Here is a 22581-nt window from a genome sequence, read left to right on the forward strand (position 1 = left end):
GTTCGGGGCATGGCCGGCGCTAACGGTGCAGTGTAGTACAACCAATAATTGCTATCGATTTCAGCTTGAATTATACGGTTTTTTACTTTCTTCAAAGCTACTTTACGCTGCCAACGGCGATCCTGACAGCATTTCTTGATTTGCTTGTTGCTACAGCGCAAATGATGATGGGGAGAATCGAAAATTTCCCTGGCAACCATGGTTGCTTTGAAAAGCCTTGTACAAAGCGTGATGGCGTACAAGCGCCAGCGAAGGGCATATAATGGCCCTGCCAGCGCCGCTGGCAAGCATACGGGGCAAAACTGCGACGCCAGGGAATGGAATGTAGTAAAATTTCTTGCAATTGCCTGTTCTACGTAGTAAATTTACACCACCAAATATAGTAGCGACAGACTGGCACTTCCGGTCGGCCTCCTCCCCGCTCCGGCTCTTTTACTTTTGCGACGACACTCACTTATGGCACTTACCGATTTTGACCTGGTCCTGTTTGGCGGCAGCGGCGATTTAGCAATGCGCAAATTGCTGCCTGCAATGTATGCACGCGACGTCGCGAACGATTTGCCGCCGACGGCGCGCATCATCTGTGTGGGCCGCCAGGACAGCGGCCAGGATGCCTTCCTGAAGATGGTAGAGACCAACTCGCGCCCCCACATCAAGGCCAGCACCCTGAATGCCGCCACCTGGAGCAAATTCTGCGCGCGCATCGTGTATGTATCGCTCAACGCCAGCGATGCGGCCACGTACGCGCCACTGGTCGAAGCGCTGCGCGGCGACGCCGACCTGACGCGCGTATACTACCTGGCCACGCCGCCGCACCTGTTCGCGCTGATCTGCGACAACCTGGAAGAAAACGGCCTGGTGACGCCGAGCTCGCGCGTGGTGCTGGAAAAACCGCTGGGCCGCGACCTGGCCAGCGCCAAGCAGATCAATGCCGAAGTGGGCAAGGTCTTCCAGGAATCGCAGATCTACCGTATCGATCATTACCTGGGCAAGGAAACCGTGCAGAACTTGCTGGCCTTGCGCTTCGGCAACATTCTGTTCGAGCCGCTGTGGCGCCGCGAATGGATTTCCGACGTGCAGATCACCATCGCCGAGAAACTGGGCGTGGGCAACCGCATGGGTTACTACGACACCTCGGGCGCGCTGCGCGACATGCTGCAAAACCATTTGCTGCAACTGCTGTGCATCGTCGCCATGGAACCGCCGACCTCGATCGCGCCGGATGCCGTGCGCGATGAGAAACTGCAAGTGCTGCGCTCACTGAAAAAATTCACGCCCACCACCCTGGCGCAAAACATCGTGCGCGGCCAATACCGCGCCGGCCACGTCGACGGCGTCACCGTGCCGAGCTACCGCGACGAGCCGGATGCGCCCGAGCATTCGCGCACCGAGACCTTCGTCGCGCTGAAGGCGGAAATCGATACCTGGCGTTGGGCCGGCGTGCCGTTCTACCTGCGCACGGGCAAACGCATGGCTGACAGCCTGGCAGAGATCGTCGTGCGCTTCAAGCAGATTCCCCATTCGATCTTCAACCAGCCCACATCCAGCTTCCAGCCGAACTGCCTGGTGATCCGTTTGCAGCCGGACGAAGGCTTGCGCATGAATTTGATGGCGAAAACCCCGGGCGACGGCATGCGTTTGAAACCGGCGGAACTGGAACTCGATTTCCGCGAATCGTTCAAGACGCCGCGCATGGACGCCTACGAGCGTTTGCTGCTCGACGTCCTGCGCGGCCAGCTGACCCTGTTCATGCGCGGCGACGAACTGGAAGCGGCCTGGGAATGGGTCGAACCGATACTCGACAACTGGGAACAAAACGACAGCGCGCCGATTCCCTACACGGCCGGCACCTGGGGCCCTGCCGCGGCCAGCGCCCTGATCGGGCGCGACGGCTTGCAGTGGCGTGAAGAAGCGCTTCCTGAAGACTAGTTTGGAAGCGCAAGGAGTCTGGCCGTGCAAGGCCAGACCGTTACGCAGGCGTGGAGCGGTGCTCCACGAAACCCCTGCTCCACCGCTGCCAGAAGACTAGTTTGGCAACGCAAGGAGCCTGCCCATGCATGGGCAGGCCGTTACGCAGGCACGGAGCTGTGCTCCACGAAATCCCTGCTTCACCGCTTCCCGAAAACAGAAGACTAATTTAATGCTGCTTGACTCCATTCGCACCCAACTCGATTCGCTCTCCAAGTCGGAGAAGAAGGTCGCGCTGGCCGTGCTTGACCAGCCGAACCAGACGGTCAGCCAGAACATCACGGCGCTGGCGAAAAGCGCGCAGGTGTCGGAACCGACCGTGGTGCGCTTTTGCCGCACCCTGGGCTATGACGGCTGGCATGAATTCAAGCTGAAACTGGCGCAGGGACTGGCCCTGGCCATGCCGGGCGCGAACGAGCAGCCGGCGCAGGACGACCTGGCGGCCGACCTGGTGAATAAAATCTGCAGCCGCTCGATCAATACCCTGCTCGACCTGCGCAACAACCTGAACCCGGAAGCGATCCAGCGCGCGCTCGACATCCTGTCGCGCGCCAGCAAGATCGAATTCTATGGCCAAGGCACGTCCGGTATCGTGGCGGCCGATGCGCAGCACAAGTTCTTCCGCTCGGGCGTGCCGACGGTGGCCTACAGCGATCCGAACATCCACAGCATCGCCGCAGCCCTGCTGCGCGGCGGTGACTGCCTGGTGGCCATCTCGCAGCGCGGCAACAGCCCCGCCCTGGTGCGCTCCGTGAAACTGGCGCGCCGCGGCGGCGCCGACGTCGTCGTCCTGGCCCCATCGGGCACGCCGCTGGCCGAACTGGCGACGGTCCTGATCCCGATCGACCTGGTCTTCAACACCGATCCCTACACCCCGATTTCCGCCCGCCTGGCCTACCTGGTGGTGATCGACGTGCTGGCCGTGGGCCTGGCCCTGCAGCGGGGTCCTGAATTCCGCAAGAAGATGCAGAATGCGCAGAAGGCGCTGCAGGAATTCGACATGCAGTTTGATTCTTTTATTGGATAGGCAGCAGAAATCCGGGGTCTGACCCCAGCTCTCAATTTTGGGTTCCAACCACTGCATTTCTTCCGCATCAAAAGGACTGAACCGCGCCCCCGGATTAGGTACAATACTCCGGCAAGCCCTTTCACTCTTTCCCGTGCAGCCATGAACCAACTCGAACAACTCAAGCAATTTACTACCGTGGTGGCCGACACCGGCGACTTCCAATCGATCCAGGCTTACACGCCGCGCGACGCGACGACGAATCCTTCGCTGATCCTGAAGGCCGTGCAGAAGGATGAATACAAGCCGCTGCTGGAAAAGGCCGTGCGCGACCATCCGCACGCCTCCACCGCCGAAATCATCGACCGCCTGCTGATCGCGTTTGGCGTGGAAATCCTGCAAACCATCCCCGGCCGCGTCTCCACCGAAGTCGATGCGCGCCTGTCGTTCGACACGGAAGGCACGGTGGCCAAGGGCCGCGACCTGATCGCCCTGTACTCGAACGCGGGCATTGCCCGCGAGCGCGTGCTGATCAAGATCGCCTCCACCTGGGAAGGCATCCGCGCCGCCGCCATCCTGGAAAAGGAAGGCATCCGCTGCAACATGACCCTGCTGTTCTCGCTGGCCCAGGCCATCGCCTGCGCCGAAGCGGGCGCCCAGCTCATTTCTCCGTTCGTCGGCCGCATCTACGACTGGTACAAGAAATCGACGGGCATCGATTACATGGGCGCGGAAGACCCGGGCGTGCAGTCGGTCCGGCGCATCTACAATTACTACCGCAAGTTCGGCTACAAGACCGAGGTGATGGGCGCCAGCTTCCGCAATACGTCGCAAATCCTCGAACTGGCCGGTTGCGACCTGCTCACCATCAGCCCCGACCTGCTGCAAAAGCTGGCCGACAGCGAGGCGCCGGTGGAGCGCAAGCTGAGCGCCGAAGCGGCGCCATCGACCAACATCGTGCACATGTCGCTCAACGAAGAAGCCTTCCGCTTCATGATGAATGAAGACGCGATGGCGACGGAAAAACTGGCCGAAGGCATCCGCGCCTTCTGCGTCGATTCCGGCAAGCTGAAACAGATGATCGCGGCGCTGCGTTAATCACTGCCCCTCACCCTGCAAAAAGCGGCGTCCGTGCAGTGCACGGCGCCGCTTTTTGCAAGGCATCGCGGCCAGGCGCAATGGCGCCACAATAAACACCGCCACCAGCCGCCCACGCATGTTGCTTGCTTCGTCCGCCATCACCATCCGCCTGGGCCGCGCCCGCAGCGGCGATAGCGCGCTCGACAACATGATCCTCGTCTCGCCTTCGCCCGCTGGGCAGAGCAGCCGGACTTGCGCCAGGCGGGCGGTGTGTAGCACGGGCGTGGCTGCAACAGTCAGCAAGACAGGCAGTTTTTCGCTTACCTCTTGGTCACTTATCAGTGCATACTATGTCGCACAGGCAATTTAAATCCCCTCTGCGACAGGAATCCGACCATGCACGCCCTCTCCCATCTTCGTATCGGCACGCGCCTGGCTGCAGGCTTCGCGCTGGTGCTGCTGCTGTCCGTGATCTCCACCTCGTACGCGCTGTACAGCGCCAGCGTGAATGCCGAAGCGACCCGGCAAATGATGGAAAAACCGCTGGCCAAGGAACGCCTGGTATCGGACTGGTACGTGCTGATTTATTCGGCCATCGCGCGCACCTCGATGATCGCCAAAAGCACGGATGAAACGCTGTCGAGCGTGTTTGCCGAGACCATCGCCGACAGCACCAAGCAAGGCAGCGAACTGCTGAAGAAAATCGAAGCGCTGCTCGACAGCGACGAGGAAAAAAGCATTTTCAAGGCCTCCATTGCCGAGCGCGTCAAATACCAGGATGCCAAGACCCTGGTGATGAATGCGCGCAAGGCCGGCAATGCGGCGCAGGCGGAAAGTACCTACCGCGACAGCTTCGCGCCGGCGGCGACGAATTACCAGAATAACGTCAAGGCCCTGCTGGCGCAGCAGCGCAAAGCCATCGACGCCACGGCGCAAGCGATCGAAGCGGCCAACGGGCGCAGCTTCACCCTGCTGCTGACCTTGTGCGCGCTGGTGGTGGCGCTGGGCAGCATCTGCGCCTGGCTGATCACGCGCTCGATCACCGCGCCCCTGCAGGCGGCCGTGAAGGTGGCCGAGACGGTCGCTGCAGGCGACTTGCGCACACATTTCGGCACGGCGGCCAGCGATGAAATCGGCGACCTGATGCGCGCGCTGCACGGCATGAACGAGGCACTGCGCAAAGTGGTGTCGGAAGTGCAGACGGGCACCAACGCCATCGCCACGGCATCGGGCGAAATCGCCGCCGGCAACCAGGATTTGTCGGCGCGCACGGAGCAGCAAGCCAGTTCGCTGGAAGAGACGGCGTCGTCGATGGAAGAATTGACCAGCACCGTGAAGCAGAATGCGGACAATGCGCGCCAGGCCAACCAGATGGCGGTCGCCGCTTCGGGTGTGGCCGAACGGGGTGGCAGCATCGTCAGCCAGGTGGTCGACACCATGGGTGCCATTGACACGGCGTCGACGAAAATTGTCGATATCATCGGCGTCATCGACGGCATCGCCTTCCAGACGAATATCCTGGCATTGAATGCGGCCGTCGAAGCGGCGCGCGCCGGCGAACAGGGGCGCGGCTTTGCCGTCGTCGCCACGGAGGTACGCAGCCTGGCACAGCGCTCGGCGGCGGCGGCGCGCGAAATCAAGACCCTGATCGGCGACTCGGTGGAACAGGTCAACAACGGCACGCGGTTGGTACAGCAGGCTGGCAGCACCATGAGCGAAGTGGTCGACAGCGTGCGCCGCGTCACCGACATCATGGCCGAGATCACTGCCGCCAGCGCCGAGCAAAGCATGGGCATCGATCAGGTCAACCAGGCCATCGCGCAGATGGATCAGGTGACGCAGCAAAATGCGGCCCTGGTGGAAGAAGCGGCGGCCGCCGCCGAGAGCATGCAGGACCAGGCGGCGCGCCTGGCGCAAGTGGCGGCCGGTTTCCAGCTCGAACACGTGGCCACGGCAGCGCCGGTGCGCACCGCGCGCACGGCTGCTACCCAGCTGACCAAGCCAGCGGCCAGGAGCGCCGCCGCCACCACAACCGCCAGGCAGCCGACAATCGCGGCCAGGAGCGCAATCCCTGCGCGCAAGCCCCAGGCGCAGGTGGCTGGCGAGCAGGATTGGGAAGAGTTTTAAGGCTGGTAACAGGGGCAGTCAAAAGGGTTTGACAGCGCCGTGGCGCGCGAGGATACTTGTTTCAGGTGGCATGGCGCACCACCGGCAGCAACACGCGTTGCGCCTGACATCGTTCTGCGGGAGCACGAACATGAAATGTATCCGCGGTATCAGCGGCATCAGCGAACAGATGCGCCTGGGCTTGCTGTCCCCCTTGCTGCTGTGTGCCGCCCTTGCCGGTTGCGCCACGCCGCCCGCCACCCCGCCTCCACCCGAGCTGTTCAACGATGCCAGCTTTGCCGCGCCGGCCGTGCCGGTCGATCCGCAGCAGGCGTTTGCCATGAGCGACGCCATGCAGCAGTACGTGCGTGTCGATATCGCGCGCGAGGGGCGCGGCAAGAATCCCCGCCGCGCGCTCGCCGATGCCCTGCGCAACAGGGCCGGACTGCAGCTGGAATATGATGCCGCCATGACGCGCACGGCGGCACAGGCATTCGATGCGCGCAGCGGCAATTGCCTGTCCCTGGTGCTGATGACGGCCGCGCTGGCCAAGGAAATGGGGCTCGATGTGCACTACCAGCTGGTTCTGGGAGAAGAAAGCTGGAGCCGCAGCGGTGGCATGTATTTTGTTGCCGGCCACGTCAATCTCGCGCTGGAACGCCGTGCCGCCAGCAATACCGTCGGCTACGACGCCGATGCCATCCTGCTCATCGACTTCCTGCCTGGCGAAGACCTCGCCGGCCAGCGCACGCTGCAAATCGGTGAGGCGACCATCCTGGCCATGTATCTCAACAATCGCGCCGCCGAAACCATGGCCAGTGGCGAGCTCGATCAAGCCTACTGGTATGCCCGCGCCGCCATCCTGCAAGACCCCACGTTTGCGGGCGCCTTCAATACACTGGGCATCATCCAGCTGCGCCACGGCGACATCGAGCCGGCGCGGCGCACGCTCGCTTACGCACTGGAACGCTCGCCATCGAATACGGTGCTGCTGTCCAATCTGGCGCAGGCACTCGACGGAATGGGGCGTGCGGACGAGGCACAGCTGCTGCGGCGCAAATTGCTGGCCCTGCAGCCAGAGCCGCCCTTCCACTTTTTCAACCTGGGCCAGCGCGCCATGGAAAACGCCGACTACCAGGAAGCGGCACGCCTGTTCAAGCGCGAGATCGCGCGCGATCCCTACTACCATGAATTTCACTTCTGGCTGGCGCAGGCGTATGCGCGCATGGGCCAGCTGGTGCAGGCGGGCAAGCAGCTGAAACTGGCGATGGACAACAGCACCACGCGCAGCGAGCACGGGCTGTATGCGGCCAAGCTGCAACGGCTACGCGGCGCCACCGCGCATTAAGCGGCGTCAGTCTTCCAGGAACATCTGCTGCAGGTCATTCAGGAAACACAACCCCAGTTCCGTCGGACGGATGAGCTGGTGGTCGCGGTACAGCAAGCCTTTCGCTTCGGCCGCATTCAGCGGCTGCTCGATGGCATTGATGGCCAGGCCGGTGCGCTCGGAGAACAGGTTGGGCGAGAAGCCCTGCGTCAGGCGCAGGGTATTGAGCATGAATTCAAAACCCATTTCCTCGCGCGCCAGTTCGCGCTCTTCCTGCACGGGCTTACCGGCAAGTACCGCGTCCATGTAGGCGCGCGGCTGCTTGTAGCGAGCCTGGCGCAGCACGCGGTGCGGGAACGAGATTTTCGAGTGGGCGCCCGCGCCGATGCCCAGGTAGTCGCCGAACTCCCAGTAATTGCGGTTGTGCTTTGCCTGGCGGCCCGGCTGCGCATACGCCGACACTTCGTAGCGGCCATAGCCGGCTTGCGCCGCGCGTGCAGCCACCATGTCGGCGATGTCGGCGCTCTCGTCGTCGTCCGGCAGCACGGGCGGATACTTGGCGAACAGGGTGTTCGGTTCCAGGGTCAGGTGGTACAGCGACAGGTGCGGCGGCGCGAACGACAGCGCCGTTTCCAGGTCCTGCTGCGCCTCGGCCAGCGTTTGCGTGGGCAGCGCGTACATCAGGTCGAGATTGAAATTATCGAAATTGGCGTGCGCGATCTCCACCGCACGGCGCGCTTCATGATCGTCATGGATGCGTCCCAGCGCCTGCAGATGGCGGCCATTGAAGCTCTGGATGCCGATCGACAGGCGGTTGACGCCGCTGGCCCGGTAGGACTTGAATTTTTCCGCTTCAAAGGTGCCCGGATTGGCTTCCATGGTGATCTCGCAATCGGGCTCCAATGGCAGCAAGGTACGCACGTCCGACATCAGGCGGTCCAGCCCCGCCGCCGACATCAGGCTGGGCGTGCCGCCGCCGATGAAGATGGTGTGAATCTTGCGGCCCCAGATCAGCGGCAGCGCCATTTCCAGGTCCAGCCGCAGGGCGGCCAGGTATTCCGCTTCCGGCAAGTCGCCGCGCACCTCGTGCGAATTGAAATCGCAATACGGGCATTTTTTCACGCACCACGGGAAATGGATGTACAGCGACAGCGGCGGCAGGGCCGTCAGGTTCAGCGCGCCCGGCTGCAGGTACTTCAGCGCCGCCCCGGCCGCACCGGAAATGCCTTCCTGCGGCGCGGGCGAAGCTCCGGGTTTCGCTACAGATTTGGCAACAGCACCCACCAGTTTGATCGGGATCATCGCAGTTTCTCAACCAGCGCACGCAGGGCCTGGCCACGGTGCGACAGCGCGTTCTTTTCATCGGACGTCAGTTCGGCCGCGCACTTGCCCAGCGCGGGAATAAAGAAATGCGGATCGTAGCCGAAGCCGCCGTTGCCGCGCGGCGTAGCGATCATCTCTCCATTCCAGCGGCCATCGGCGATCACCGGCTGCGGGTCGTCCGCATGGCGCACATACACCAGCACGCAGTAGTAATACGCGGACTTGTCGGCATGCGCTTCCAGGTCGGCGATCAGCCTGGCGCTGTTGGCCGCGTCCGATTTCGGTTCGCCCGCATAGCGGGCCGAATACACGCCCGGTGCGCCGCCGAGCGCATTGACGCACACGCCCGAATCGTCGGCCAGCGCCGGCAAGCCCGTCAGGCGCGACGCGTGGCGCGCCTTTTGCAGGGCGTTTTCAACGAAGGTGTGGAACGGTTCGTCGCTTTCCGGCACGGCGTACTCGCCCTGGGCGTGGACGGAAAAACCGATGGTCGAAAGCAGCTCGTTGAATTCCTTGAGCTTGCCGGCGTTGTTGGAGGCGAGGATGAGGCGTTGGGTCATGTCAGTAGTCCGGTTGAAGTGCCGACATTGTAAACCTTTTGCGCTCCCCTCACCTTGGCCCACTGCTGCGCTCAACGGCGGCAGATGTGGGCTTTTTGCCCGGCGCGGCGGGCAAGCATGTGTAAATCCATGTAAAGATTACAGTCCCAGCGCCTGCTTCTGCATGACGATAAGATCGGCGATGCCACCTTGCGCCAGGTCCAGCAAGCGGTTCATGCCGGCGCGGTCAAACGCGGCACCTTCGGCCGTGCCCTGCACTTCGATGAAGTGGCCCGCTTCCGTCATCACCACGTTCATGTCCGTGTCGCAGCCCGAATCTTCCACATAGTCCAGGTCCAGCACCGGCATGCCCTGGTAGACGCCCACCGAGATGGCGGCGACAAAGCTTTTCACGGGAATGGCGGCAATCGCGCCGCGCGCCTGCAACTGGGAAAACGCGTCATACGCGGCCACCATGGCGCCCGTGATCGAAGCCGTGCGCGTGCCGCCATCGGCCTGGATGACGTCGCAATCGAGGTGCAAGGTGCGTTCGCCGAACGCTTGCAGATCAAAGGCGGCGCGCAGCGAGCGGCCGATCAGGCGCTGGATTTCCTGCGTGCGGCCGGACTGCTTGCCGCGCGCCGCTTCGCGGTCCATGCGCGTGTGCGTCGAGCGGGGCAGCATGCCGTACTCGGCCGTCAACCAGCCCTGGCCCTTGCCCTTCAGGAAACCCGGCACCTTGTCTTCGATGCTGGCGGTACAGATGACCTTGGTGTCGCCGCACTCGATCAGCACCGAGCCTTCGGCATGCTTGGTGTACTGGCGGGTGATGCGGATGGCGCGCAGCGCGTCGACGGCGCGGCCGCTCGGGCGGGATTCAAATGTCATGGGGTGTCCTGTGTGATTGGGGTTGCGGCAGCGATTTTACCACCGCGACGCCATGACCCGGCACAGGGTGGCCTGCACACAAGATCCCTACAATCCTGCCCCGCCAAACACAATTTTCTTTACAATGCCGTAAAACGCACACTATTCAGCAATTTTCAGGCCATCGCACTCTTCGGTCCTGTTTTGCGGCGCGGGCGGTATTGCCTGCGCTGGCTGATTAAGTGTATAAGTGACTGTATACAAGATCAAATCGGGGAATCCTTTGAGCATTTCAAGCATGACAGGCTACGCGGTTGCCACCAGCGAAGGTGCTGCAGGCACACTGACAATTGAAATCAAGAGCGTCAACTCGCGCTTTCTCGACCTGCAATTCCGGATCAACGACGATCTGCGGGCCTTGGAGCCGGACTTGCGCGCCGCCGTCATGTCCGCCATCACGCGCGGTAAAGTCGAGGTACGCCTGAGCTTTGGCCGCAAAGCCGCGACGGCCGGCACGCAGGCGCTGAACCTGCCCCTGCTGGCCGAACTGGCGCGCCTGCAAAACGAAGTGGGCCAGCATTTTGTCTCCGCCCCCGTCATGACGGTGGCCGAACTGCTGCGCTGGCCTGGCATTATCGAAGAAGCGCAAGTGGGGCAAGAATCCTTGCAGGCAGACGTGGGCGCGCTGACCAAACGCACCGTGGCCGCCTTCGTCGACAGCCGCAAGCGCGAAGGCGCGGCACTCGAAGCGGTGCTGGTGTCGCGCATCGAAGCGATGGAAGCCATCGTCAAGCGCATCACGCCCTTGATTCCGCAAGTGGTGGCGGCCTTCCAGCAAAAAGCCATCGAGCGCATGCAGGATGCACTGGGCCTGGCCAGCCAGGGCTCGAATTCGGCCCTGTCGCGCCAGGACGCCATGGAGCGCATCCGCCAGGAAGTCATTTTGTACGGCATCCGCATCGACGTCTCGGAAGAACTGGCACGCCTGTCGGCCCACCTGGGCGAAACGCGCCACATCCTCACCAAGGGCGGGCAAGTGGGCAAACGCCTCGACTTCATGATGCAGGAACTGAATCGCGAAGCCAATACGCTGGGCGCCAAGGCTTCCGTCAAGGAACTGGCCGACGCCTCGATGGACTTGAAGCTGCTGATCGAGCAGATGCGCGAACAAGTACAGAACCTGGAATAAACCATGGCCACGCCACGCACATGGAGACTCGCCGGCACTGCCCTCGTACTGATGGCGGCAGGCGCGCAAGCACAAACGGCGCAGCAGCCATCGCCGTACGCGATCGAAGGCTGTGCGTCGGGCTGCTTCGTGCTCAAGGAGCGCGGCGCCGCCATCTACACGGGTGCCGATGCCGCCTCCTACCGTATCTGCTCGCGCAGCAGCCTGGGCGCGGAAGTATCCGTCGACAGCGCCGTCGTGCGTCTCAGCAACCGCGACTGCACTGATGTGAATGGACGGGCCATCGTGCTGAATGCGGGCGAAATCGCACTGGGCCGGCTGCCCCGCTGAGGCAAGCCCGGCAAGTTTGTTTTTTGTCATGCCCCCAGCAGGGACTGGCTCACCGCCTTGCCTCTTGGTAAAATACCGGATTGGGCGCCGCTTGCGCAGGCATCGGCGCCAACAACACGATTATTGAAAGATCCGCATGAGCCACCCTACCGCCTTCTCCGGCAGCCTGTTCGTGGTCGCCGCGCCATCGGGCGCCGGCAAATCGACACTGGTCAATGCATTGCTGGCGCAAGAGCCCGGCATCAAATTATCGATCTCGACCACCACGCGCGCGCCCCGTCCGGGCGAGCAGCATGGCCGCGAGTACTATTTCACGACAGCGGAAGACTTTGTCGCGCGCGCCGACCAGGGCGAATTCCTGGAATGGGCGGAAGTGCATGGCAATTACTACGGCACCTCGCGCATCATGGTGGAACAGCAAATGCTGGCCGGCACCGATATCCTGCTGGAAATCGACTGGCAAGGCGCGCGCCAGGTGCGCAAGCAATTCCCCCGCGCGGCCGGCATTTTCATCCTGCCGCCATCGATCGATGCGCTGGAAGAACGCTTGAACAAGCGTGGCCAGGACGAGCAGCACGTGATCACGCGCCGCCTGCTGGCGGCCGGCGGCGAAATCGCACACGCTCCCGAGTTCGAGTATGTTATTATCAATGAAGAGTTTACGGTCGCTTTGTCCGAACTGAGCGCGATCGTGAGAGCGGCCCGTTGCCGGTTTGCGCAACAAGCGGCCCGCAACGCATCGCTATTCGCCCAGCTGGGCCTGCACGCAGAGTAATTATTCTGCACGCCAGTTCACACAGCGCCCCGCACCACGCATAAAATTTAGGAGTTACTATGGCCCGTATCACAATCGAAGATTGCCTGAAGCAGATCCCTAACCGTTTTCAGCTGACCCTGGCTGCAACCTATCGCGCACGTCAGTTGTTGCAAGGCCACACCCCAAAGGTGGAAGCCAAGGACAAGCCTACCGTGGTCGCACTGCGTGAAATCGCTGCCGGTAAAGTCGGCATCGAAATGCTGAAAAAGGTTCCGATGTAATTCGGAACCCGCGTGCCGGAACAGTGCTGCCCCCTGGTTCTATCGTTTTCTTATTGACACTGTGAAGCAACGCGACGTTTTATGAGTCTGACCCCAGCCGACACGACTTCCGCAGCACTGCCGCCCCTGGCCCCGCGCCAGGCGGCAAAATCGCAAGGCGCTTCCGCGCCCGGCACTGGCACGTCCGGCAGCAACACCCCCGCAATACCGCCAGCGCCCGCCTTGGGCGTGGCCTCAGTCAGTCATCTGGCCGACAAGCTGGCCGAATACCTGTCCCCCGCCGACCTGAAAAAAGTCAAGGAAGCCTACCGCTTCTCCGACGAAATGCACCTGGGCCAGATGCGCCGCTCGGGCGAACCGTATATCTCGCATCCAATCGCCGTCGCCGAAATCTGCGCCGACTGGAAACTTGACGCGCAAGCCATCATGGCCGCCCTGCTGCACGACGTGATGGAAGACCAGGACGTCAAGAAGGATGAATTGATCGAACGCTTCGGCGCGCCCGTGGCGCACCTGGTCGATGGCCTGTCGAAGCTGGAAAAGATCGAATTCCAGAGCCAGATCGAAGCGCAGGCGGAAAACTTCCGCAAAATGCTGCTGGCCATGGCGTCCGACGTGCGCGTGATCCTGATCAAACTGGCCGACCGCCTGCACAATATGCGCACGCTGGACTTCATGACGGCGGCAAAAAAACGCCGCATTGCCAGCGAGACCATGGAAGTGTACGTGCCAATCGCGCACCGCCTGGGCCTGAACAACATCTACCATGAGCTGCAAGACCTGTCGTTCTCGCACCTGTACCCGATGCGCTACCGCACCCTGGCGAAGGCCGTCAAGGCGGCGCGCGGCAACCGGCGCGAAGTGGTCAACAAGATCATGGAAGCGGTGAAAAGCACCCTGTCCATGGCCGAGCTCGAGGCCGACGTCACGGGCCGCGAAAAGACCCTGTACGACATCTATAAAAAGATGCGCAGCAAGCATTTGTCGTTCTCGCAAGTGCTGGACGTGTACGGCTTCCGCGTGGTGGTGGGCAGCTTTGCCGACTGTTACGTGACCCTGGGCACCCTGCACAGCCTGTACAAGCCCATGCCGGGCAAGTTCAAGGATTACATCGCGATCCGCAAGCTGAACGGCTACCAGTCACTGCACACGACCGTCATCGGCCCCTACGGCACGCCCGTCGAATTCCAGATCCGCACGCAGGAAATGCACCGCACGGCCGAATCGGGCGTGGCGGCGCACTGGCTGTACAAGAGCGGCGAATCGAACCCGTCCGACCTGCAGCAGCGCACCCATGCGTGGTTGCAATCCTTGCTCGACATCCAGCAGCAGACGGGCGACTCGGCCGAATTCCTCGAACACGTCAAGGTCGACCTGTTCCCCGATTCCGTCTACGTGTTTACGCCGAAATCGAAGATCATCGCCCTGCCGCGCGGCGCCACGGCCATCGACTTCGCCTATTCGATCCATACGGGCATCGGCGACCAGACCGTGGCCGTGAAAATCAACAACGAAACCTCACCCTTGCGCACCGAGCTGCACAATGGCGACATCGTGGAAATCATCACCGATTCCTCGTCGCGCCCCAGCCCGACCTGGCTATCGTTCGTGCGCACCGGCAAGGCCCGTTCGGCCATCCGCCACCATTTGCGCACGATCAACCTGCCTGAATCGATCGCCCTGGGCCAGCAACTGCTGTCGCAGGCACTGCACACGCTGAACATCGACGCCGACCTGCCGGCGCCGCTGGTGGAACGCCTGCTCAACGAATCGAGCGCCAATTCCATGGACGAGCTGTACGCGGACATCGGCATCGGCAAGCGCATGGCCACCCTGGTGGCGCGCCACATCTTCGGCTTGATCGGCGGAGAAGCGGCCAGCATGCCGGTGGAACACAATAGCGGCAGCGAACTCGACCCCGTCACCATCTGCGGCAGCGAAGGTGTTTCCGTGCAACTGGCGCCATGCTGCTTGCCCATTCCCGGCGACCAGATCACCGGCCAGCTGCGCCGAGACCAGGGTTTGCTGGTACACACGAGCGACTGCTCGCAAGCCAAGCGCCAGCGCGCCAAGGAACCGGACCGCTGGATCGCCGTGCGCTGGGGGACCGAACTAAACCGCCGCTTCGACTGCCGCATCAAGGTGCTGATCAACAGCGAACGGGGCATCCTGGCCCGCGTGGCCGCCGAGATCGGCGAATCGGACGCCAACATCATCTATGTGGGCATGGACGAAGACAAGGACAACGTCCTCGACCAGCTGCGCTTCACCGTGCAAGTGAAAGACCGCGTCCACCTGGCCGCCCTGCTGCGCAATGTGCGCCGCGTGGCAGGCGTCAACCGCATCCTGCGCGAACGCAATTAACTCAAGTAAAAGGGCCGGTTTGCACCGGCCCTTTTCTTCTTATGCTTCCCTTGTTGCCTGTTTCCTGCGGCGCGCCATAAAACCTGCAACGGCGAGACCACCCAACAGCATGGCGTACGTTTGCGGTTCCGGCACGGCCGGAATGCTTGGAAGGCCGCCATTCGCGGCGCCATTTACGGTAATTTCGCTGACAAAGAACAGCGGATCCAATTCGGGCCTGCTGACCGAGAAATTACTAATCGTGATCGTATCGGTCACCATGCCATCAAGCGACGTTCCCAGCAGATTGAAACGATCATTGCAAGACGTCAAATAGCATGTCGGCCCCCAGGGATCAGAGCTCAACGATACTGACTGCCCGCCGAACGAAATCGTCGCGCCGCTCAAATTTCCGGAGCCATAGGCGTTTCCCAGCGCGGTCTCGGTGGTCGGGCTGAAAAAATCGATAGTATGAATAGTGGATGGCGAAGAAAGATGAAGAGTAATCGATGACTGATCCATCGAGGAAAAGAAAAAATGATATGGATACTTGTCCAGCTTCGCGCCATCGTTCAGCGTCCCGCTGCCACCGGTGTAGTCAAACAACGGCAGCGCCGATAAGCCGCCAGGACGCCCATAATCGTACCCGGACAAATTTGAATTTGGCGTAATGGCCCCGGAATACGTGGCCGGCCAGGTCATCAGATTGGGGGTAACGCCATTTTTTATGTCATACGTTAAAACTGACTGTGCATTGGCAAGCGCCGACAGCATCAACAGACCGATTCCAGTAAGAGATAAAAGCATTTTCTTCATATTATTTTGAAATTTCTTATCAGTTAAGTGAACATCCATATTACCAAAAAGTAAATTAAAAACCAATATTACTGAAGAAAAATATTGAATATAAAATATTTAAATTTATTGATTTTTCGAAATTTGATGAAACAACCGGATGGCAGGCGCGAGCATAAATTATCAAATAATTAATTATTCATTTTTTGCTGTCAAGCCTGATAGGCAACAACGCAGGAATTGATGTGATGAAACTACTGGTACTACAACAGGCTGAACAGCAAGCATTGCGCGACATGGGTGTTTTTCATCCGCACCCACGTCCGGATACGTGCCCAAGCGATAGTTCGATTGAGCCAGGGACTGACTTTGCAGCAAACCGCGAACGAATTCCATGTTCATCTGAACAGCATTGAAGCATGGCGACAACGCTGGAACAGGCAAGGCCTGATGGGTCTTTATGAAGGCCATCATACCGGGCGCAAACGCAAATGGGCGGCCGAACAGCAAGAAGCACTACGAGCATTGGCGCAAACCGATGGGGGCAGCGCCAACAGTCTGCTACGGACCCTGGCGCAAACAGAAGGCTTGCCAGCTATCAGCCAGGAAACGGCAAGGCGATATCTGCACCAGATGCAGTTCAGCTACAAGCGCTACCGCTACAGTTTAAAAAAGCATCCGCCTGAAGCGTTCGGCAAGGCCGTACGGATAATCGGCGAGTTGGATCAACTTGCACGCGCCGGGCAATGTGAACTGCTGTTTTATGACGAATTCGGTTTCAGTCCGAATCCGCCGATTCAGTCTGGCTGGTCGCCGATTGGACAGACGCGTGGCGTCGAACCGCCGTCACATGGCGAACGCGTTAATGTAGCGGAATATTTCCAAGATCAAGATAAAGCGGGTGCGGCTGAATCAAGCCATCGTGTCGCCGTTCCACATTGCAACGGTAGCTCGACCACTTGTAATTGCCAGGGTAATGCGCCATGCCGGTGCTGGCAAACCAGCAGGTAGGTCGCATCTTGCGCCACACAGGATTTATAACGGCCATCCCATAAGGGTCCGGTCCGATGCTGCCGCCGATTGATGTAATGGCATGCCGGATACAAACATCCGTACTGTGCGGGGCATAGCATGCTTTCTTCTGCGGGAAAACCTCAAGCCTGGCACAGCTGTCAGAGCATTCTCTGCGCTACCGCAACCTACCCTTCCCCCGGCGTCGGATACGTCACCTCCAGCAACTCCAGTTCCTGCGCCCCGAGCGGCGTATTCAATACAATCACATCGCCCTCGCGCGCCTTGGTGATGGTGCGGGCCATCGGCGAGACCCAGCTGATCTTGCCGTTCAGGGGGTCGAATTCATCGATGCCGACGATGGTGATGGTGTGCGTTTCGCCGTCGCTGGTGCGGTAGGTTACGGTGGCGCCGAAAAACACCTGGTCGTTGCCATGGTGCACGCTGGGGTCGACGATGGCGGCCAGGTCCATGCGCTTGGTGAGGAAGCGGATGCGGCGGTCGATTTCGCGCAGCCGGCGTTTGCCATAGATATAGTCGCCATTTTCCGAACGGTCGCCATTCGACGCCGCCCAATGCACGATGCGCACCACTTCCGGACGGTCGACGTCGATCAGCTGCAGCAACTCTTCCTTGATGCGCTGGTAGCCGGCCGGCGTGATGTAGTTCTTGGCGCCGGCGGGAATGGCCAGCGCCAGCGCGGCCGCTTCTTCATCGTCGTCGTTGTCGTTGTCGGATTCTTTTACAAAGGCTTTATTCATCTGCCTATTGTAGCCCCGCCAGCGCGCCGCAGGCACACCGGATGCGGGGGCAAACGGGCTTTTTTGACGTATCATCGTGGCTATCGCGGAAAACCTGCGCCGCACACGGAGACGGATGAAAAAATTCTACAGAATCAGGCGCTGGCTGTTCGCGCCTCTGGTCTACCTGGCCGCCATCTTCCTGCTGATCGAGGAATGGCTGTGGGCGACGGGCGCGCGCATCATGCAGGTGGTGGCGCAATTTCCGCCCCTGCATGCGCTGGAAGCGTGGATCAAGCGCCTGCCGCCGTACTGGGCGCTGGCCATCTTCGTGCTGCCGGCCGTGCTGCTGTTTCCCGTCAAGCTGCTGGCCCTGCTGGCGATCGCGCGCGGCCATGCGTTTTCCGGCATCGGCGTGATCGTCATCGCCAAGCTGGGCGGCGCGGCCGCCGTGGCCCGCCTGTACAGCCTGACGCGCCCTACCCTGCTCAGTTTGCCGTGGTTTGCGCGCTGGCATGGCTGGTTCATGGAAACCAAGGACCGCTGGATCGCCCGCCTGCGCGCCACGCGTCCGTGGCGCCGCGTCAGCCGCCTGTCGGCCGCGCTGGGCCGCGCCCGCCGCGCCTGGTGGCAGCGCTTGCGCAAGGGCACGCCAGGCCGTCATCATTCCCGCCCAGCCAGGGTGCTGCGCCGCTTCGCCGCCTTCTGGCGCGCCCGCCGCTGATGAAGAAAGGCAACTCCATGCACGACACTCCCCGGCTGGCACCCGCCATGCGCGCGGCGGCGCCGGAAATCTACCTGTACGACGCTGCCAGCTTGCAATTGCTGGACGCCAACGATGCCGCCTGCGACAACTTGCAGTATGCACGCGAGCAATTGTTGGCAATGACGCCCTTCACCCTGGCGCCGCAGCTCGACGCACAGCAGCTGGCCGCCGTGCTGGCCGCCCTGGACGACAGCATCGGCGCGCAAGCGCTGCTGCACGTGCAGCAGCGCCGCCGCGATGGCAGCCTGTATTCGCTCAGCCTGCACCTGTCGCGCGCCAGCCGCCAGGGCCGCGCCCTGATCCTGGCCGAGGGCGAAGACTTGCGCACGCCGCAGGCGACGGCGGCCGCCCTGGCGCAGGTGCAGTCGCGCTTCAACGCCATCGTCTCGAATACGCCGGGCCTGGTGTACCAGTTCTGCCTGCATGCGGATGGGCGGGCGTCCTTTGCCTACCTGAGCGACGGCTGCCAGGCCTTGCTGGGTTTGGGGCCGGCAGAGCTGCACGCGCGTCCGGAACTGTTCTATCAATTGATACTGCCCGACGACCGCGCCTCGTATCTCGAGTCGATGCAGGCGTCGAAGTCCGCCTTGTGGAGCTGGAACTGGGAAGGCCGGATCTGGATCGATGCCTGGAAGGACGTCAAATGGATCAACCTGCGTTCCACGCCGCGCGCGCTGGCCGACGGCACGGTGCAGTGGGAAGGCATCATGACGAATATCACGGAAAGCCGGCTCGAACAGATCGAAGTGCGCCAGTCGCGCGCCCGCCTGGCCGAGCTGACGGCGCATATCGACAAGGTCAAGGAACACGAACGCACGCGCCTGGCGCGCGAACTGCACGATGACCTGGGCGGCAATTTGACGGCGATCAAGATGGCGCTGGCCATGCTGGCGCGCCGCCTGCCCCCGGACGACCCGCTGTTGCAGGAAAAGGCCGACTATGTCGATGCCCTGGTCGACCGCAGCATCGACGCCGTGCACCGTATTTCGCTGGACTTGCGCCCTTCCATGCTGGACCTGGGCCTGGTTGCCGCGCTGGACTGGCAGGTGAAGGAATTCGCGCGCCAGGCCGGCATCGAATGCCAGTTCATTTCGAACCGCCAGCATATCGAACTGGAGCTGGACCTGGCGACCAGCCTGTTCCGCATCGCCCAGGAGGCGCTGACGAATATCGCCAAACATGCGCGGGCAAGCAAGGTCAGCGTGCGCCTGGCCCGGCAGCGCCAGCATATCAGCCTGTCGATCGCCGACAATGGCGTCGGCATGCGCCTGTCCGACCGCGCCAAGCCGCAATCGTTCGGCATCCGCGGCATGGCCGAACGCGCCGCCGCGCTGGGCGGCACCCTGAGCCTGATGGATGGGCCCGATGGCGGCACCATCCTGAGCATAAAAATCCGGCTGACCACGCCGCGAGAGGCGATAATAGCGGCTGCAGCCAGTGCGCCCGCGCACAGCGGGCCGCCGCCAGACACGGCCTAGTGGGTGAATTAGATAGGAAACAACGCAGTCATGAAAGAAAAAGCCACCATCCGGGTATTCATCGCCGACGATCACGCGATCGTGCGCGAGGGCTTGAAGCAAATCCTCGCCGATACGAAGGACATCATCGTTGCCGGCGAGGCTGAAAATGGCCACGACGCCATCAAACTGTTCCGCGGCTCGAAATGCCAGGTGTTGCTGCTCGACATCTCCCTGCCCGACCGCAGCGGCATCGAGGTGCTCAAGCAGATCAAGAAGGAAAAGCCGGAACTGGCCGTGCTGATGCTCTCCATGCACCGCGAGGATCAGTACGCCATCCGTTCGCTCAAGGCAGGCGCGTCCGGCTACCTGACGAAACAGAGTGCGCCGCGCGAGCTGGTCACGGCCATCCGCCAGGTGGCGCAAGGCTTGAAATACATCAGCGCCTCGCTGGCGCAGGAACTGGCCAACACGGTGGGCGAAGACCACGAAACGGCCTTGCACGACACTTTATCGGATCGCGAATACCAGACCCTGGTCATGATTGCCTCGGGCAAGGCGGTGGGCGCCATCGCCGAAGAACTGAAATTATCCGTGAAAACCGTCAGCGAATACCGCGCCCGCTTGCTGGTCAAGATGAAACTCAAGAATAGCGCCGAACTGACGCATTACGCCATCCGCAACCAGCTGGTGGATTGATGGCAAAGCGGCATGCCCGCTGGCATCGGGCGAATTGACAGGACTTCTCCTTGCTTCTCGCACAATAAGTTCTTTGCCAACGCGCATATCATGAGGATAATGAGAAATATCTAAAAAGGCTGTGCCTACATGTCCAGTAAATTGCCATCTTCACCAGCAAGCGCTCCCGCTGGCGCCACGACTACCGCCGCCGCTGCGGCGATGAACCCGGCCGATATCGCCCGCGAAGCGTTTCGCCGCCTGGCCACGCGCCGCATCGCCCCCACGCCCAGCGCCTACCGCGATATCTACAATGAAATCGCCGGCATCAGCGAACCGGCCGATACGCCTGCCGCCCCGGCAGCCGTGCTGGCCGCCAGCGCACCGGTGGACGGCGGCGCGGAAAACGTCCTGACGCAGTTTGCCGCCAAGATGAGCGAATCGGCGGGCGAACTGGGCGACTTTGGCCGGCGCTTCCAGCGCGCCCTGAAAGCGCGCGACTGGGACAGCTATGCGCGCACGCTGGCGCAACTGGCGGAAAAACAGGTCAAGAAAGTCGGCGGCATCGAATTGCCGCCTCTACCGGACGGTGAACAGACGCGCACCCTGCGTGAATTGCTCAGCCGCACCTTGGGCTTTGCCGTGGCCACCTTGCTGACGGGCACGCCCGCACTGGTGGAAGAAGCCGAATCCCTGGGCGCGGCCATCAAGCTGGCGCACACGGAAGAAGCGCTGAACGAAGCGGCGCTGCGCCTGAAGCAGCTGTGCTACCAGATCGAACTCAAAAGCGGCGATACGGCCGAGCAGCAGGAATTGCTGCTGCGCCTGTTCAAATTGCTGCTGGACAACGTCAGCCAATTGCTCGACGACGACAGCTGGCTGCGCGGCCAGGTCGATGCCGTGCAAAACCTGATCGCCGGCCCGCTCGACCAGCGCGCGCTGGAAGACGCCACGCGCAGCCTGAAGGAAGTCATCTACAAGCAAAGCCAGCTCAAGCACAGCCTGTCCGATGTCAAGCTGACGGTCAAGAACATGATGATGACCTTCATCGACCGCCTGGGGCAAGTGGCGGCCAGCACGGGCGACTTCCATGAAAAGATCGGCGGCTATTCGGAAAAGATCAGCCAGGCGGAAAATATCAGCGAATTGAACAGCGTTCTCGACGAAGTCTTGCGCGAAACGCGCATGGTGCAGAACGAAGCCTTGCGTGCACGCGACAAGATGGTGCTGGCACGCCAGGAAGTGCAGGATGCGGAACAGCGCATCCACACCCTGGAAGCGAAGCTCCAGCATATGAGCGAACTGGTGCGGGAAGACCAGCTGACGGGCAGCCTGAACCGCCGTGGCCTGGACGATGTGTTCGAGCGCGAGACGGCCCGCTCCGACCGCCGCGGCACGCCGCTGTGCATCGCCATGCTGGACCTGGACGATTTCAAGCGCCTGAACGACACGTATGGCCACCTGGCTGGCGATGCCGCCTTGAAACACCTGGTAAAAATCGTCAAGGAAACCCTGCGCTCGATGGACGTCATCGCCCGCTTCGGCGGCGAGGAATTCCTCATCCTGCTGCCGGAAACCACGGTCGAGGCAGCCTCGTCGACGATGACGCGCTTGCAGCGCGAGCTGACCCGGCATTTCTTCCTGCATGATAACGAGAAAGTCTTGATCACCTTTTCCGCCGGCGTGGCCCTGCGCCTGCCCAACGAAGACCAGGCCGAGCTGGTCAAGCGCGCCGACCGCGCCATGTACCAGGCCAAGCAGACGGGCAAGAATCGGGTGGTGGTGGCGGACTAAACGGCAACTTGCAGGCTGTCACACACCATGCCCACCCTCCGGTGGGTTTTTTTTTGGCACACCCGGCTTGGACGTACGGCGGCGGCGCTGCAGCGGCCGACATGACTACTATATGGACGCCTCCCGTTTGGCAAGGTGATTTTGTGTGTTTCAGACAGGCTAGGCTGCAGTTCTATATCCGGCCTTGTTGCAGTTGTATTGCTCTGCGGGCCCCGATGAAATCG

At 61.6% G+C, this 22581-nt stretch carries 21 protein-coding genes; 15 read left to right on the forward strand and 6 right to left on the reverse strand.

The genetic code is table 11. From position 1 onward, the window contains the following. Positions 1–456 precede the first annotated feature (456 nt). The 3 genes from zwf to tal all read left to right on the forward strand — a co-directional run bounded on the left by zwf (position 457) and on the right by tal (position 4072). Positions 457–1929: a glucose-6-phosphate dehydrogenase gene (zwf, locus tag ACQ4WP_RS04585; RefSeq protein WP_436518882.1), complete on the forward strand. Its 1473-nt coding sequence runs from the start codon at positions 457–459 to the stop codon at positions 1927–1929. A 211-nt stretch (positions 1930–2140) separates the two neighbouring features. After that, positions 2141–2995, forward strand: coding sequence for an SIS domain-containing protein (locus ACQ4WP_RS04590; protein WP_436518883.1), 855 nt, complete (start codon positions 2141–2143; stop codon positions 2993–2995). A gap of 141 nt (positions 2996–3136) precedes the next feature. Next, positions 3137–4072, forward strand: coding sequence for a transaldolase (tal, locus tag ACQ4WP_RS04595; protein WP_436518884.1), 936 nt, complete (start codon positions 3137–3139; stop codon positions 4070–4072). Here tal and ACQ4WP_RS04600 read toward each other — a convergent pair whose 3' ends face one another. Next, a complete protein-coding gene (locus ACQ4WP_RS04600) occupies positions 4073–4333 on the reverse strand; it encodes a hypothetical protein (RefSeq protein WP_436518885.1) in 261 nt (86 codons plus the stop codon). 117 nt (positions 4334–4450) lie between these two features. On the opposite strand from ACQ4WP_RS04600, the gene ACQ4WP_RS04605 reads away from it, so the two are divergent. After that, positions 4451–6181, forward strand: coding sequence for a methyl-accepting chemotaxis protein (locus ACQ4WP_RS04605; RefSeq protein WP_436518886.1), 1731 nt, complete (start codon positions 4451–4453; stop codon positions 6179–6181). Positions 6182–6311: 130 nt separating this feature from the next. After that, positions 6312–7508: a tetratricopeptide repeat protein gene (locus ACQ4WP_RS04610; RefSeq protein WP_436518887.1), complete on the forward strand. Its 1197-nt coding sequence runs from the start codon at positions 6312–6314 to the stop codon at positions 7506–7508. A gap of 6 nt (positions 7509–7514) precedes the next feature. Here the strand turns inward: ACQ4WP_RS04610 and hemW are convergent, their stop codons facing one another. The 3 genes from hemW to rph all read right to left on the reverse strand — a co-directional run bounded on the left by hemW (position 7515) and on the right by rph (position 10237). Further along, entirely contained in the window at positions 7515–8789 is a 1275-nt protein-coding gene (hemW, locus tag ACQ4WP_RS04615) for a radical SAM family heme chaperone HemW (RefSeq protein ID WP_436518888.1), read from the reverse strand. Next, positions 8786–9370, reverse strand: coding sequence for an RdgB/HAM1 family non-canonical purine NTP pyrophosphatase (gene rdgB / locus ACQ4WP_RS04620; RefSeq protein WP_425253697.1), 585 nt, complete (start codon positions 9368–9370; stop codon positions 8786–8788). The genes hemW and rdgB overlap by 4 nt, the downstream gene beginning before the upstream one ends. Before the next feature lie 138 nt (positions 9371–9508). Continuing rightward, positions 9509–10237 carry a ribonuclease PH gene (rph, locus tag ACQ4WP_RS04625; RefSeq protein WP_152284699.1) on the reverse strand — a complete coding sequence of 243 codons (729 nt, stop codon included), beginning with the start codon at positions 10235–10237 and terminating at the stop codon, positions 9509–9511. A gap of 277 nt (positions 10238–10514) precedes the next feature. On the opposite strand from rph, the gene ACQ4WP_RS04630 reads away from it, so the two are divergent. The 5 genes from ACQ4WP_RS04630 (at position 10515) to ACQ4WP_RS04650 (ending at position 15137) form a co-directional block, all read left to right on the forward strand. Further along, on the forward strand, positions 10515–11405 hold the full coding sequence (locus ACQ4WP_RS04630) for a YicC/YloC family endoribonuclease (protein WP_034787070.1): 891 nt from the start codon (positions 10515–10517) through the stop codon (positions 11403–11405). A gap of 3 nt (positions 11406–11408) precedes the next feature. Further along, positions 11409–11735 carry a hypothetical protein gene (locus tag ACQ4WP_RS04635; protein ID WP_436518889.1) on the forward strand — a complete coding sequence of 109 codons (327 nt, stop codon included), beginning with the start codon at positions 11409–11411 and terminating at the stop codon, positions 11733–11735. Positions 11736–11871: 136 nt separating this feature from the next. Beyond that, entirely contained in the window at positions 11872–12510 is a 639-nt protein-coding gene (gmk, locus tag ACQ4WP_RS04640; RefSeq protein WP_099762610.1) for a guanylate kinase, read from the forward strand. A 59-nt stretch (positions 12511–12569) separates the two neighbouring features. Beyond that, positions 12570–12773, forward strand: a complete 204-nt coding sequence (gene rpoZ, locus ACQ4WP_RS04645) for a DNA-directed RNA polymerase subunit omega (RefSeq protein ID WP_010400723.1) — start codon at positions 12570–12572, stop codon at positions 12771–12773. 81 nt (positions 12774–12854) lie between these two features. Then, the gene (locus tag ACQ4WP_RS04650) at positions 12855–15137 is read left to right on the forward strand and encodes a RelA/SpoT family protein (protein ID WP_436518890.1); all 2283 of its coding nucleotides are present in this window, start codon (positions 12855–12857) and stop codon (positions 15135–15137) included. A gap of 39 nt (positions 15138–15176) precedes the next feature. Here ACQ4WP_RS04650 and ACQ4WP_RS04655 read toward each other — a convergent pair whose 3' ends face one another. Next, entirely contained in the window at positions 15177–15998 is an 822-nt protein-coding gene (locus ACQ4WP_RS04655) for a PEP-CTERM sorting domain-containing protein (protein WP_436518891.1), read from the reverse strand. 213 nt (positions 15999–16211) lie between these two features. On the opposite strand from ACQ4WP_RS04655, the gene ACQ4WP_RS04660 reads away from it, so the two are divergent. Next, positions 16212–16922, forward strand: coding sequence for an IS630 family transposase (locus tag ACQ4WP_RS04660; RefSeq protein ID WP_436518892.1), 711 nt, complete (start codon positions 16212–16214; stop codon positions 16920–16922). 188 nt (positions 16923–17110) lie between these two features. On the opposite strand, the gene greB is transcribed toward ACQ4WP_RS04660, so the two are convergent. Beyond that, the gene (gene greB / locus ACQ4WP_RS04665; protein WP_436518893.1) at positions 17111–17683 is read right to left on the reverse strand and encodes a transcription elongation factor GreB; all 573 of its coding nucleotides are present in this window, start codon (positions 17681–17683) and stop codon (positions 17111–17113) included. 115 nt (positions 17684–17798) lie between these two features. On the opposite strand from greB, the gene ACQ4WP_RS04670 reads away from it, so the two are divergent. The 4 genes from ACQ4WP_RS04670 to ACQ4WP_RS04685 all read left to right on the forward strand — a co-directional run bounded on the left by ACQ4WP_RS04670 (position 17799) and on the right by ACQ4WP_RS04685 (position 22357). Further along, entirely contained in the window at positions 17799–18386 is a 588-nt protein-coding gene (locus tag ACQ4WP_RS04670; RefSeq protein WP_436518894.1) for a hypothetical protein, read from the forward strand. Positions 18387–18403: 17 nt separating this feature from the next. Beyond that, a complete protein-coding gene (locus ACQ4WP_RS04675; protein ID WP_436518895.1) occupies positions 18404–19906 on the forward strand; it encodes a sensor histidine kinase in 1503 nt (500 codons plus the stop codon). 30 nt (positions 19907–19936) lie between these two features. Beyond that, positions 19937–20584: a response regulator gene (locus ACQ4WP_RS04680; RefSeq protein WP_436518896.1), complete on the forward strand. Its 648-nt coding sequence runs from the start codon at positions 19937–19939 to the stop codon at positions 20582–20584. Between the two features lie 201 nt (positions 20585–20785). Then, positions 20786–22357 carry a diguanylate cyclase gene (locus ACQ4WP_RS04685; RefSeq protein WP_436518905.1) on the forward strand — a complete coding sequence of 524 codons (1572 nt, stop codon included), beginning with the start codon at positions 20786–20788 and terminating at the stop codon, positions 22355–22357. Positions 22358–22581 lie beyond the last annotated feature (224 nt).

It is taken from the genome of Janthinobacterium lyxosi (assembly GCF_051380665.1).
Lineage (GTDB): Bacteria > Pseudomonadota > Gammaproteobacteria > Burkholderiales > Burkholderiaceae_D > Janthinobacterium.

Coding starts and splice junctions, on each gene's coding strand:
- zwf (WP_436518882.1), top strand. CDS start 457: ATGGCACTTACCGATTTTGACCTGGTCCTGTTTGGCGGCAGCGGCGAT.
- ACQ4WP_RS04590 (WP_436518883.1), top strand. CDS start 2,141: ATGCTGCTTGACTCCATTCGCACCCAACTCGATTCGCTCTCCAAGTCG.
- tal (WP_436518884.1), top strand. CDS start 3,137: ATGAACCAACTCGAACAACTCAAGCAATTTACTACCGTGGTGGCCGAC.
- ACQ4WP_RS04605 (WP_436518886.1), top strand. CDS start 4,451: ATGCACGCCCTCTCCCATCTTCGTATCGGCACGCGCCTGGCTGCAGGC.
- ACQ4WP_RS04610 (WP_436518887.1), top strand. CDS start 6,312: ATGAAATGTATCCGCGGTATCAGCGGCATCAGCGAACAGATGCGCCTG.
- hemW (WP_436518888.1), bottom strand. CDS start 8,789: ATGATCCCGATCAAACTGGTGGGTGCTGTTGCCAAATCTGTAGCGAAA.
- rdgB (WP_425253697.1), bottom strand. CDS start 9,370: ATGACCCAACGCCTCATCCTCGCCTCCAACAACGCCGGCAAGCTCAAG.
- rph (WP_152284699.1), bottom strand. CDS start 10,237: ATGACATTTGAATCCCGCCCGAGCGGCCGCGCCGTCGACGCGCTGCGC.
- ACQ4WP_RS04630 (WP_034787070.1), top strand. CDS start 10,515: ATGACAGGCTACGCGGTTGCCACCAGCGAAGGTGCTGCAGGCACACTG.
- ACQ4WP_RS04635 (WP_436518889.1), top strand. CDS start 11,409: ATGGCCACGCCACGCACATGGAGACTCGCCGGCACTGCCCTCGTACTG.
- gmk (WP_099762610.1), top strand. CDS start 11,872: ATGAGCCACCCTACCGCCTTCTCCGGCAGCCTGTTCGTGGTCGCCGCG.
- rpoZ (WP_010400723.1), top strand. CDS start 12,570: ATGGCCCGTATCACAATCGAAGATTGCCTGAAGCAGATCCCTAACCGT.
- ACQ4WP_RS04650 (WP_436518890.1), top strand. CDS start 12,855: ATGAGTCTGACCCCAGCCGACACGACTTCCGCAGCACTGCCGCCCCTG.
- greB (WP_436518893.1), bottom strand. CDS start 17,683: ATGAATAAAGCCTTTGTAAAAGAATCCGACAACGACAACGACGACGAT.
- ACQ4WP_RS04670 (WP_436518894.1), top strand. CDS start 17,799: ATGAAAAAATTCTACAGAATCAGGCGCTGGCTGTTCGCGCCTCTGGTC.
- ACQ4WP_RS04675 (WP_436518895.1), top strand. CDS start 18,404: ATGCACGACACTCCCCGGCTGGCACCCGCCATGCGCGCGGCGGCGCCG.
- ACQ4WP_RS04680 (WP_436518896.1), top strand. CDS start 19,937: ATGAAAGAAAAAGCCACCATCCGGGTATTCATCGCCGACGATCACGCG.
- ACQ4WP_RS04685 (WP_436518905.1), top strand. CDS start 20,786: ATGAACCCGGCCGATATCGCCCGCGAAGCGTTTCGCCGCCTGGCCACG.